At 33.6% G+C, this 13,872-nt stretch carries 10 protein-coding genes and 1 pseudogene; all 11 read left to right on the forward strand.

The features are described 5' to 3' along the window. Positions 1-691, forward strand: a pseudogene (locus JJE11_RS05345) (putative selenate reductase subunit YgfK); the annotation flags it as partial. 20 nt (positions 692-711) lie between these two features. Continuing rightward, on the forward strand, positions 712-2,085 hold the full coding sequence (gene hydA / locus JJE11_RS05350; RefSeq protein ID WP_291633374.1) for a dihydropyrimidinase: 1,374 nt from the start codon (positions 712-714) through the stop codon (positions 2,083-2,085). Further along, a complete protein-coding gene (gene xdh / locus JJE11_RS05355) occupies positions 2,078-4,636 on the forward strand; it encodes a selenium-dependent xanthine dehydrogenase (protein WP_291633376.1) in 2,559 nt (852 codons plus the stop codon). Before hydA ends, xdh begins: the two co-directional genes overlap by 8 nt. Positions 4,637-4,648: 12 nt before the next feature. Then, entirely contained in the window at positions 4,649-5,383 is a 735-nt protein-coding gene (gene yqeC, locus JJE11_RS05360; protein ID WP_291633379.1) for a selenium cofactor biosynthesis protein YqeC, read from the forward strand. Between the two features lie 241 nt (positions 5,384-5,624). Continuing rightward, complete coding sequence (gene mocA, locus JJE11_RS05365) at positions 5,625-6,218, forward strand: molybdenum cofactor cytidylyltransferase (protein ID WP_291633381.1); 594 nt, start codon at positions 5,625-5,627, stop codon at positions 6,216-6,218. Then, positions 6,211-7,023, forward strand: coding sequence for a selenium-dependent molybdenum cofactor biosynthesis protein YqeB (yqeB, locus tag JJE11_RS05370; RefSeq protein ID WP_291633383.1), 813 nt, complete (start codon positions 6,211-6,213; stop codon positions 7,021-7,023). The genes mocA and yqeB overlap by 8 nt, the downstream gene beginning before the upstream one ends. Positions 7,024-7,027: 4 nt before the next feature. After that, positions 7,028-7,837 (forward strand): XdhC family protein, encoded by an 810-nt coding sequence (locus JJE11_RS05375; RefSeq protein WP_291633385.1) that lies wholly within the window; start codon positions 7,028-7,030, stop codon positions 7,835-7,837. A gap of 29 nt (positions 7,838-7,866) precedes the next feature. Then, a complete protein-coding gene (locus JJE11_RS05380; RefSeq protein WP_291633387.1) occupies positions 7,867-8,883 on the forward strand; it encodes a molybdopterin-binding protein in 1,017 nt (338 codons plus the stop codon). 307 nt (positions 8,884-9,190) lie between these two features. Further along, positions 9,191-10,669: a sigma 54-interacting transcriptional regulator gene (locus JJE11_RS05385; protein ID WP_291633389.1), complete on the forward strand. Its 1,479-nt coding sequence runs from the start codon at positions 9,191-9,193 to the stop codon at positions 10,667-10,669. Between the two features lie 292 nt (positions 10,670-10,961). Continuing rightward, the gene (locus JJE11_RS05390; RefSeq protein WP_291633391.1) at positions 10,962-12,443 is read left to right on the forward strand and encodes a pyridoxal-phosphate dependent enzyme; all 1,482 of its coding nucleotides are present in this window, start codon (positions 10,962-10,964) and stop codon (positions 12,441-12,443) included. 260 nt (positions 12,444-12,703) lie between these two features. Then, a partial coding sequence (locus JJE11_RS05395) for an amidohydrolase family protein (protein ID WP_291633393.1) occupies positions 12,704-13,872 on the forward strand: 1,169 nt, incomplete at its 3' end.

Genomic DNA, 13,872 nt, shown 5'->3' on the forward strand with positions numbered 1-13,872 from the left:
AATAGATACTAAGATATTTAAAGAAAATAATATTTTGGTAAATGAAGGAGAACAAGCTGTTGTGAATGAGTCAACATTAGAAACAAATATTGAAAAAGTGTATGTTGCTGGAGATGGTCTACATGGTCCTGCTACAGTAGTTCAAGGTATAGCAGAAGCAACAAAGTTTGCAAGGGCTGTAGTTATGCAAGAGAAAAATTATGATTTCACAATAAATTCAGAGCGGTTAAGTGATGAAGCTTATGGAATAACGGCAAAAAAAGGTATACTTAAAATGGCTACTTGCGGTATTGATGAAACTGAAAGATGCCTTCAATGTTCAACAGTATGTGAAGTTTGCGTGGACGTTTGTCCTAATCGTGCAAATGTTACAATAAAAGTTAAGGGTAATGATATGCATCAAATAATCCACCTTGATAAACTGTGCAATGAGTGTGGTAACTGTGAAACATTCTGCCCATATAGTAGTGCTCCTTATAAAGAGAAGTTTACACTATATGCTACAGAAGCAGACTTTGAAAATAGCGAAAATATGGGATTTGTACTTTTGAATAAGGATGAGAATATTGTAAAAGTTAGATTAGAAGGCAAAATTTTAGAGGTTAATCTTAAAGATAATAATTCTGGAATACCTAAAGATATTGAGAATATGATTTGGGCTGTAATCACTAATTATAGTTATATGATCTAAAAATTGTGAGGTGAAATAATATGTCAATTATTATTAAAGGCGGAACTATTGTAACTCCTAGTAAAAGCTTTATATCAGATATTAGAGTTGAAGGTGAAATAATTGCTGAGATTGGTGAGAATTTAGAGGATGATAGTGCAGAGATTATAGATGCATCGAGATGCTTAGTATTTCCAGGATTTATTGATTCTCACACTCACCTTGATTTAGACACAGGATACACTAACACTGCAGATAATTTTAAAACAGGTACTGCTGCAGCTATAAGAGGTGGAACCACAACAATTTTGGACTTTGCAACCCAAAACAAAGGGGAAACTCTATGTGAAGCCCTTAATAATTGGCATAACCTAGCTGAGGGCGTTTCAAGCTGTGATTATGGCTTTCATATGGCAATAACAGATTGGAACCAAGATGTTAAAAATGAACTTCAAACAATGTGTAAAAAGGGAATCACATCATTTAAAGCGTATATGGCTTATGATAATTTGCGTATTAACGATGGGGAAGTATATGAAATACTAAATTGTTTGAAAGAGTATAACGCAATACTTGGTGTTCATTGTGAGAATGGTGATCTTGTAAATACTATGGTAAAGGAGGAACTTCGCTTAGGAAATACATCACCATCGGCTCATCCATTGTCAAGGCCTAACATGGTTGAAGCAGAAGCTGTGTCAAGATTTATAGACATTGCGTATTTAGCGAAGGCACCTATATACATTGTACATCTAAGTACAAAAGAAGCATTGGATGTAGTATTAAGAGCAAGAAAAAGAGGACAAAAAGTGTATGTAGAAACCTGTCCTCAATATCTGCTTTTAGACGATAGTTTATATTTAAAAGAAGGATTTGAAAGTGCTAAGTATGTTTTGTCACCACCTCTAAGGAAAAAAGATGACATAGAAAGATTATGGCAAGCATTAATCTCCAAAGATATAGATATAATTGGAACGGATCATTGTAGTTTTAATTTTAAAGGTCAAAAGGACCATGGCATAAATGACTTTAGTAAAATTCCCAATGGTATACCGGGCATTGAACATAGACCTATCCTTATGTATACTTATGGAGTAGACAGGGGCAAAATAACTAAAGAACAAATGTGTAGTTTGCTAAGCGAAAATATTGCAAAAATGTTTGGAATGTATCCGCGGAAAGGAACTCTGCAAGTTGGGAGTGATGCAGATATTGTTATATGGGATGCGGTAACCCAAAGAATTATATCTGTGGACAATCAAAAACATAATGTGGATTATACGCCCTATGAAGGCTTTAAAACTATAGGATATGCTAAAGATGTTTTCTTAAGAGGATCACATATTGTTGAAGATGGAAATGTTATAAAGCAAAATTTTGGAAAATTTATAAAACGAGGTGGCACTAATGTTTAACTTTGTTGTAAATGGGGATAAAGTTTATGCAAGTGAAGATAAAAAATTAATTACTTTCTTAAGAGAAGATTTGAATTTAACATCAGTTAAGAATGGTTGCTCAGAGGGTGCTTGTGGAACCTGTATGGTGCTGGTTGACGGTGTGGCAAAAAAAGCATGTGTGTTAAAAACAAGTAAACTTGTGGATAAAAATATTATAACTGTGGATGGTTTATCTGAAAGAGAAAAAGATGTATATGGGTATGCTTTTATGGAAGCTGGAGCAGTACAATGTGGGTTCTGTACACCAGGAATGGTTATAAGCTCAAAAGGCTTAATTGATAAAGTAGAGAATCCAAGTGAGATGGAGATAAAAAATGCCTTAAAGAATAATATCTGTCGTTGCACTGGATATGTAAAAATAATAGAAGCTGTGAAACTTGCTGCTAAACTTTTAAGAGAAGATACAGAAGTACCTAAAGGTACCTGCAGTGCACTAGTTGGAAAAAATTTAAATAGAATTGATGCATTGGATAAAGTTCTTGGCACAGCAGAATATGTAGATGATATTAGAATAGATGGCATGATCTATGGTGGAGCAGTTAGAACTAAATATCCACGGGCCATGGTAAAAAATATAGACGTAAGCGCGGCTAAAAACTTGCAAGGAGTTTATGCGGTAATTACAGCAGATGATCTTCCTGGAAATCAAAAGTTAGGCCATATAATAAAAGATTGGGATGTATTAATACCGAAGGGAAAGATAACTCACTGTATTGGAGATGCCATAGTTCTAATAGCGGCGCAAAGTCCGGAAATACTAGAGAAAGCTAAATCACTAGTTAAAATAGATTTTGAAGAATTAACACCTGTTACAAATCCAGAAGATGCCCTAAAAGGAGATGCTCCGGAGTTGCATGCAAGTGGTAATATACTCGCAACTGAAAACTTGGTATTTGGAAATGCAGATAAATTTATAAAAAGTTCAAAGTATGTAGTAACTAATAAATATAGCACACCATTTACAGAACATGCTTTCTTAGAAACAGAAACAGCTGTTGCAAGACCAGATGGTAATGGTGGAATAATAATATATTGCGCAGACCAAGGGATTTATCAAACGAGGAAGGAATCAGCAGAAGCACTAGGAATAGACCAAAGTAAAGTAAGAGTTGTAAGTAAAATAGTTGGCGGTGGATTTGGTGGTAAAGAAGACATGAGCGTTCAACATCATGCTGCGATTTTAGCTTATTTATCAAATAAACCTGTAAAGTTTGCATTAAGCCGAAGAGAAAGTATAATAGTACATCCAAAACGTCATGCTATGGAGATAGAGATTACAACTGCTTGTGATGAAGATGGCTATTTGACTGCTATGAAAGCTACTATAATTGCTGATACTGGAGCTTATGCCTCGCTTGGAGGCCCAGTCCTTCAAAGAGCTTGCACACATGCAGCAGGTCCATATAATTATAATAATATTGATATAGTAGGAAAAGCAGTATATACAAATAATCCACCAGCTGGTGCATTTAGAGGATTTGGAGTAACTCAGAGTTGTTTTGCAATAGAGTCCAATCTAAATCAGCTTGCAGAAATGGCTTCATTAACACCATGGGAAATAAGATATAAAAATGCCATTAGACCGGGTCAGATACTTCCTAATGGACAAATTGCAGATGAATCAACATCTATTGTTGAAACACTTGAAGCAGTAAAAGAAATTTGTGAAAAGTATCCTAAAGCAGGGATAGCTTGTGCTATAAAAAACAGTGGACTTGGTGTAGGACTTCCTGATATTGGACGTTGCATGCTTATTATAAAGGATGGTAAAGTATATATTCATTCTAGTGCAGCTTGTATTGGGCAAGGACTGGGAACTATATTAACGCAAATAGTTTGTGAAACTCTTAATATATCAGGAGATAAAGTTGTATATGCAGCTCCGGATACTTCCACATGTCCTGATTCAGGAAATACAACAGCTTCACGTCAAACACTATTCACCGGGGAGGCAGCAAAAAAAGCAGCTATAAAACTTCTTGATACATTAAGCTATCAAACATTAGAAAATTTAGATGGTGAAGAATTTTATGGAGAATTTAAGGGAATAACTGACAAGATGAATTCAATTAAACAAAACCCTATAAGTCATGTAGCCTATGGATATGCGACTCAGGTTGTTATTTTGAACGATGAAGGCACAATAGAGAAAGTTATTGCAGTTCACGATGTTGGTACTCCAGTGAATCCTAAAAATATTGAGGGTCAAATTGAGGGTGGAGTTGTTATGAGCCTAGGATATGCTCTAACAGAAGATTATCCACTTATTGATAGCGTACCAATTGCAAAGTTTGCAACGCTTGGATTATTTAAATCAACAGAAGTGCCAAAAATAGAATGTATTATAGTAGGCAAAGGCAATACTAAACTTGCATATGGAGCTAAAGGAATCGGCGAAATATGTTCAATACCAACTGCGCCTGCTGTAGCTGGGGCCTATTATAATTATGATGGGCAATTTAGGACAAAACTTCCTCTTCCGAATACACCATATAGTAAGAAGAGATAAGCAGGTGATGCTATGGAACTAAGTAATTATCTTGGATTAAATAAAAAAGATATTATATCATTTGTAGGTGCAGGTGGAAAAACTACAATGATGTTTAAACTTGCAGGCGAGCTACGAGATCATAATAAGGTCCTGGTGACCACAACCACTAAGATATACATTCCATTGGAGGATAAGTATGACTTTATCTGTACTGATACTGAAATGTTGCACAGGTATACTCAAATCAATGAAAATGGAATTTATGTTTTAGGATCAGGTGTAAACGCTGAAAATAAAATATTGGGACTAAATGAAAAGAGATTAGATGAAATAGCACCATATTTTGACTATATACTAATTGAAGCAGATGGAGCAAAGGAAAAACGTCTTAAAGGGTGGAATGAATTTGAACCAGTTATATACGGTGAAACTACGAAAACTATAGGAATTATAGATATACAGGCACTTGGAATGGTAATCAGTGAGGATAGTGTTCATAGGAGTAAAATATTCCGAGAAATAACTGGGGCAAAAGAGGGCGAAACAGTTAACCTTGAAAACTTACTTAAGATAGTTATGAATCCTCTAGGATTATTTAAAGCAGCGCTAGGGGAAAAAATATTATACATCAATAAAGTAGAAGGATCTAGGGACTTAATATTAGCTAAGTCCTTAGTAAAGCAAGTAAAATTAAATGACGATAAACTAATAGATAAAGTACTCATTGGAAGTTTAAAAACTGATGTATATATCAGTGAAGCATGAAATTTCTCCTGCGTGCCTTGCAACAGAACGCCAAACAAGAAATTTCATTAAGAAATTTTAATCTTTTGCTCATACAAAAGAACAATTTCTAAATTCAATTTCAACAGTTTTGGCGTTTCTTGTTGCAAGTCACTCCGGATAAATTCTAGTCTTTCATGATTATATATAACAGTTAAAGACATGTGATAAAGTGAAACTTAATTCATTCTATATAGTTTAGTATGAGAGTAGGTGATATAATATGATAAGTGCTATAATATTAGCATCAGGTTATTCGAGGAGAATGGGAAAGAATAAGCTTCTTTTGAAATATAGAGGTAAATCACTGATACAGCACGCTATTGAGACTGTTTTGAAGTGTGGATTTTCAGAGGTAATTGTGGTAGCAAGGGAAGAAGAAATAATAGAAATTGGCAATAGAATTGGTGTAAAGGTTATCGAAAATGAAAATGCAGTTAAAGGAATAAGCGAGTCTATTAAATTGGGTGTGGTGCATGCAAAAAAAACTGATGGATATATGTTTTTTACTGCAGATCAGCCTTTTTTAGACATAAGTACAATAAAAAGATTAACGGCTGAGTTTACAGAAAATTCAGCTTACATAGTTGTTCCTAGTCATGATGGTAGAAGAGGAGGGCCGGTTATATTTCCTTATATCTTTAAGGAAGACTTTTTGCAATTAGAGGGCGATGTTGGTGGGAAAATAATAATGAATAAAAATTTAGAGAGAGTACGATTTGTAGAGATACTGGATAATATTAAGCTGTTCGATATTGATACTTATAAGGATTATGAGTACATTCTAAAACTAGAGGAGAATAATGATTATGTTTAATGATATTGTCATTGTACGAGGTGGAGGAGATTTGGCGTCTGGTACAATTCAAAAATTGTATAGAAGTGGATTTAGGGTATTAGTTCTAGAAGTAGCAAAGCCTACTTCTATTAGACGGAGCGTTTCTTATAGTGAAGCTGTGTATGAAAAAGAAGTAGAGATAGAAGGGATTACGGCTGTACATGTAGGATGTTTAAGTGAGATAGAAAATGCTTGGAACAGTAAAAAAGTTCCAATAATTATAGATGAAGAGGGCGAATATATTAAAAGTATGAAACCAAAAATTTTAGTTGATGCTATTCTTGCAAAGAAAAATTTGGGAACAACAATAGATATGGCAGATATAACAATTGCTATTGGACCTGGATTTACAGCAGGAAAAGATGTTGATATTGTAATAGAAACTAAAAGAGGGCATAACTTAGGTAGACTTATTTTTACCGGTCAAGCTATAGAAAACACAGGAATTCCAGGAAAGGTTATGGGTTACTCTAAAGAAAGAGTTATACACTCAGATAGTGCTGGAGCAATGAAGAATATTGTTGATATTGGTGCTATGGTTCAAAAGGATGAGGTTATTGCTTATATAGGAGGAAATCCTGTGAAAGCAACAATGTCAGGGTTACTCAGAGGAATTTTACGAGATGGAAGCACTGTACCCGTTGGATTTAAGATTGCAGATATTGATCCAAGGGTGTCAGAAAAAATAAATTGTTATACCATTTCTGATAAGGCAAGAAATATAGCTGGTGGGGTATTAGAAGCAATATTATATTTAAAACATTGTCAAAGTAGGGAGGCTTAAAATTATGGAAGAGAGAATTCTAAAGGAGATTTATGAAAGTTTAGCAAAAGGAGACAAAGTAGCTTTAGTAACTATTACAGAAATAAAGGGGTCTACTCCGAGAAAAAAAGGCTCTATTATGGCAGTTTGGGAAGATGGAAGAATTAAGGGGAGTGTTGGCGGAGGAAATATTGAATATGCAGTTATAGAAAAAACCATAGAATGTATTAAAAAAGAAACCGACAGAGAGTTTGAATTTCAATTGACTGATGAAGGTGATTTACATATGCAATGTGGAGGAGATGCTACTTTATATGTGAAGGTATTTAAGCCTAGACCCAAAATCCTTATTATAGGGGCAGGGCATATTGGTGTGGAACTTTTTAAACTAGCGAAGGTATTAGATTTTTATACTGTAATATTTGATGATCGCACCGAATTTGCAAATGAAAAGAGATTTGAAGGAGCAGATGAAATAATTGTAGGAGATATAGGAGAGAAACTTTCACAGTATACTATTAACAAAAATACCTATATTGTAATAGTAACAAGAGGTCATAAATGTGATGCTGATGCACTTAAATTTACTGCTGAATCTGAAGCTTCATATATTGGAGTGATTGGAAGTAAGAAGAAAACAGAATTTGTTATGAAAAGTCTTATAACTGAAGGAATACAAAGAGAAGCACTTAAAAAGGTATATGCACCAATAGGAATTAATATTTCTTCGGAAGAGCCAAATGAAATTGCCATTGGTATTATGAGTGAAATTTTATTAATTAAAAATGGTGGATCACTGGAACACTTAAGGGACGTTAAAAAGGTAGAATTTTAGAGAAATCATATGAGATAGAGGTGAATAATATGAAAAAAATACCAGTATATGAGGCAGTTGGGTCCGTTTTATGTCATGATATTACTCAAATTATTCCAGGAGTTTTAAAAGATATAGCATTTAAGAAAGGGCATATAATCAAAGAGGAAGATATACCATTATTACTTTCCATAGGGAAAGACAATCTATATGTATGGGAGAAAAAAGAAGGATTTCTTCATGAAAATGATGCGGCAGAACGCTTGCGACTCCTTACAGCAGGAGAGGGGCTTACATTTAGTGAAGTAAAAGAGGGTAAAGTCAATTTTATAGCAAATTACGATGGACTTCTTATAATTAATACAAAGCTGTTATACCAGCTTAACTGCTTAGGTGAGATAATTTTAGTTACACTGCATAATAACTATCCTGTAAAAAAGGGACAAAAAGTTGCGGGAACAAGAGTTATTCCCTTAGTAATTGAAGAGGATAAGTTGAAAAAAGCAGAGACTTTAATAGGTGATGAGAAAATTGTGAGTATCTTACCATTTACACCTGTAAAAGTAGGAATTGTTACTACAGGCAATGAGGTATATCACGGTAGAATAAAAGATGCTTTTGGTCCAGTAATAAGAAGGAAAGTGGAGGAGTATGGCTGCGAAGTTCTTGGACAGTATATAGTTTCCGATGATGAGAATAAGATAACACAAGCAATTGAAGCATGGATAGGGCAGGGTGCTGAAATGGTGATTTGTACAGGCGGTATGTCCGTAGATCCAGATGACGTTACACCGGCGGCGATTATAAAAACAGGAGCGGAGGTTATAACTTATGGTGCACCGGTGCTTCCAGGAGCAATGTTTTTACTGGCTTACAAGGGGGAAATTCCAATACTGGGGCTTCCGGGATGCGTAATGTACTGCAGGACAACCATATTTGATTTGGTACTTCCAAGAATCCTTACAAAGGAGAAATTGAGTTTTGCTGATATTGCGGCCTATGGACACGGCGGACTTTGCAATGAATGTGAGGAGTGCAAATATCCTGATTGTGGCTTTGGAAAGTGAATTCTAGAGTAAGAATGGGGGTGATAGTATTAACTCAATATTAAAAGACATACAGGAAGCAGTAATTAAATATGCAAATATCATATCACAGATTCTTCATGTAGAAGTTGAAATAGTAGATGATAATTTAATTAGAATAGCAGGTACAGGTATTTATAAAGATAAAATAGATGTAGATATATCAGATGAGGGATACGTTTATAAAAAAGTTATAAAATCTGGAAAGTCCCAGATTATATATGAACCAGGAAAAGATAAACTTTGTATACCTTGCCCTAAAAGAGATTTTTGTGATGAAGAATTTGAAATGAGCACACCTATTAAATTAAATGAAGATACTATTGGAGTTATTGGTTTAATATGCATTAATAACAATCAAAAGGAACATCTAATGGCAAACTTTGATGTTTATATGGCTTTCCTACAGCAGATATCTGAATTTATAAGCAGTGCCGCCTATGAAAAAAGAGAAACAATGAGAACACAGACCATGCTACAACTTCTCAATTTTGTTGTTGATAAAACTGGGCAAGGTTTAATCATATTAAACAAAAATAATTGTATTACTCAAATAAATGAGAGTGGATTAAAAGAACTAAATTTAATAGGAGATTTTATAAATCACAAAGTACAAATTAAGGTAAGTGGTGATAATATTCTTGATCTCCAGGAATACAAACTAATGATAGATAAAGAGGTTTTTTTTGTTATTGGAAGCATATATCCTATAAAATTTAATGAAGTACAATATGATAGGATGCTATTATTTCAAGATGCAAAAAAGTTTAAGGAGAAGTTATCAAATTTTACTGCTTTTAATAAAGGAATAAATAGTAAGGATATTTTAGGAAACTCAAAACAAATACAAAGATTGAAACAGAATGTTAAGAAGATTGCAACTTCTGCATCTACAGTACTTATAACCGGAGAAAGTGGTACTGGAAAAGAGATGTTTGCGAGAGCTATACATGATGAAAGTATCAGAAAAGAGAAACCTTTTATTGCTATAAATTGTGGAGCTATTCCAGACATGCTTCTTGAAAGCGAATTTTTTGGATATGTAAAAGGTGCGTTTACAGGGGCAGATCCTATGGGTAAGATAGGCAAGTTTGAATTTGCTAACAAAGGTACCATACTGTTAGATGAGATAGGTGATATGCCTCTTTATCTCCAGGCTAAACTTTTAAGAGTCCTGCAAGAGAGATGTATTACGAGAATAGGTTCAAATAAAACTATTGATATTGATGTTAGGGTGGTTGCGGCAACTAATAAAGATTTAGTAAAAGCAATAAAAGAAAATAAATTCAGAGAAGATTTATACTATAGATTAAATGTAATACCTCTTGAAATACCCCCTTTAAGAGAAAGAAAGGAAGATATAAAACTACTTATAGAAGCTTTTATTGAGAAATATTGCAATTTATTCAATAAAAACTTTTTAGATATAAAATTAGCAGAGGACACATGGCAAATATTTTATAACTATAAATGGCCTGGAAATGTACGGGAACTTGAAAATACTGTGGAATATATTATTAATATGGTGGGTACCGATGGTATAATAACAAAAGAAATTTTACCCAAAAGTATTTTGTATAATAAAATTGATATTTTTAATGATGGTAATGAGATATATACACTGAAATATCTTGAGAAAAGCGCAATAAAAAATGCTTTGGAAAAGTACGGAACAACAACTGAGGAGAAAAAAGTTGTAGCAATGAAACTTGGGATAGGCATAGCAACCTTATATAGAAAAATTGAAGAATATAATTTATCAAAATGATAATTAGACATTGATTAACACTACCAATGACTGAAAACTCAAATACAAGGTTGGATTATCATAATGATAAAATTTATCAAAATGATAATTTATTTTGTAAGTTTTAAATAAATAAATTAGGCAGGCATTGATATGAGCTATTCCGATGCAAATCAATTTTGGCATACTTATTGCTTAATATATTATTAAGGAACTGTTTTAAAACCAGATAAGATTAAGCCAGATCTAGATTTACTTATTAACTGTTTAGAAGAACATAAATAAAAGTTATTTAATAAGAGGAGGATTTTAAATGCATCAATTAATAGATTTAACAATCAATGAGGAACAACTAAAAAAGACCGTAGACAGTGCTAAAGAAAGAAATGTTGTTATTCCAACATTTGCTCAGATGAAGGACCCTAGCAAGATACCTGCAGAAATCAAAGAAAAATTGAAGAAAACTGGGTTATGGGATATTGACCCTGTTAATTTGTTTAGAATTTCTTGGAAAAACCAACCTGTAAAAGAGGGCGGATTATACAATGATTTACCAAACTATATTGAAATTCCGTCAGAAATAACAGGCGTTAAAGCAAGGATTTTTGCTATGGTTGGAAAATATTTTCCTGTTGGATGTCATAAGGTTGGAGCAAGCTTTGCTTGCCTAGTTCCACGGTTAGTTACAGGTCAATTTGATCCTACATTCCATGAAGCAGTTTGGCCATCAACAGGTAATTACTGCCGTGGCGGAGCATACAATTCTGCATTACTTGGATGTAAAGCTGTTGCTATATTACCGGAGAATATGAGTAAAGAGCGTTTCGATTGGCTAAAACAAGTAGCAGGAGAAGTTATTGCAACTCCTGGTTGTGAAAGTAATGTAAAAGAAATTTATGATAAAACATGGGAACTAAAAGAAACTAGAGATAACGTTGTAATATTTAACCAATTTGGAGAACTTGGCAATCATTTATGGCACTATGAAGTAACTGGTAATGCAATGAACGATATTATTAAAGCAGAAGCTGGCCCAAAGGGAAAAGTTGCCGGCGTATGCTTAACATCTGGTTCAGCAGGTACACTTGGAAGCGCAGACTTTATAAAAGATCAATACCCAAATGCTAAAATTGTGGTTGGTGAAGCGCTTCAATGTCCAACCTTACTTAATAATGGTTTTGGTGATCATAGAATTGAAGGTATTGGTGATAAACATATTCCTTGGATTCATAATGTTAAAAATACAGATATGGTTGTTGCTATTGATGATAATGATGCTTTGGCAATGTTTAGGCTCTTTAATGAACCAACGGGGCAAGAATATTTAAAAGAACAAGGAATTTCAGAGGATTTAATTGCTAAACTTTCATATGTAGGGATCTCCGGTGCTGCAAATATACTAACATGTATTAAATTTGCTAAATACTATGAGTTAACAGAAAATGATATGGTAATGACTGTTCTTACAGATTCTGCAGAAATGTATGGATCAAGACTAGCAGAAATGAAAACAGAAAGAGGCAGAGAATATACAGAAATTGATGCTGCTGTTGACCATAACAGAAGTGTTTTAGGTCTTAGAACAGATAGTATGGAAGAATTAACATACCAAGGTAAAAAACGAATTCATAACCTTAAGTACTACACTTGGATTGAACAACAAAAGTACGATATGGATGAGTTAAATGCACAATGGTATGACTATGATAATTATTGGGGAAAATTGCACCAAATGGCACCAGAACTCGATAAACTCATTGAACAATTCAATGATAGAACTGGACTTCTAAAGTAAAACTAATCCATGGAAATAACTAACTTTATAAAGCACTCTCATTCATTTAGTGAATGGGGGTGTTTTGTTTTTATTATTTATTATTGAGGCAGATTATTAGAAATTGTAAGATTTAGTAATTTACTGCAAATATATTTCATAAAATATATTACTACAAATATATTTTAAAAAAACAGTAAAAGTAAGATGACGCTTAGCGAGAAAATAAAATACAGGCATTTTAAGGAAAATGCTTAATAAAAAAAGGGGGGGTGTAGTGGATGTTTGATTTAGGAATTGTAAATGGAAGGATATATATAGAAGGGCATTGGTATGAGGGAAATCTGTATATAAAAGATAATAAAATATCAACTATTTCTCATGCGGTATTGCAAGCTAAAGAAGAATATGATGCAAAGGGAAGAGCTATATTACCTGGATTTATTGATCCTCATGTACATTTTCAGTTTACAACTGGCAAACATACCTCAGTCGATAATTTTTATAGTGGCTCAAGGGCTGCAGCTTTTGGTGGTATTACCACATATATAGATTTCTTAAATCCAGTAAAAAACAATGTAGGATTAAAAAAAGCTTTTGATGAAAGAAGGGCATTGGCCGTGGATAGTGTTATTGATTATGCCTTTCATGCAACTATTGCTGATTTAGAAGAAGAACCTATTAGCTTTATAAATGAAGTAAGGACACTGGGAATTCCAACAATAAAACTATTTACCACCTATCCAAGTTCTAATAGGCGTACAAAGGATAGAACTATAGATAAACTTTTAAGAATTACTAAAGAGACTGGAACTCTAATACTTGCACATGCAGAAAATGATGGACTAGTTCTTGAAGGAGAGAAAGTTCATGTTTTGCAACATGAAAACTCAAGGCCAGCACTGGCGGAAATAAGTGAGGTTATAAAGCTTGCTGAAATGACTAAGTATAGAGATGGACGGATGTATATTGTTCATACCAATTGTGGCACAACTGTTGAGAGGCTTAAAGAAAACTATAAATCCATTCTTAATAGTGATTTTATCATTGAAAGTTGCCCACATTACTTTATATTTTCTTATTCTAAACTATTACAAAGAGATGGATATTTATACATTATGACTCCGCCACTTCGAAGTGAAAGGGAAGTAAAAAAATTAAATAATCAAATAGATGATATTTTTACTATTGGCTCAGACCATTGTCCTTTTAATTCCACTGAAAAAAACAAAGAATTTGTAAATGATATTCCTACGGGTGTCGGTGGCGTAGAATACTCTTTTCCACTTATGTACGAGAGGTTCGGGGACAAGATAATTGATAAGTTTACAAAAAATCCTGCAATCATACATGGACTATATCCTAAAAAAGGAACGCTACTTCCAGGAGCAGATGCAGATATAGTTATATTTGATCAGAATGCAGAGTATGTTATAAAGGAAAATCATTC

The organism is Clostridium sp. (assembly GCF_016650095.1).
Lineage (GTDB): Bacteria > Bacillota > Clostridia > Clostridiales > Clostridiaceae > Clostridium_AD.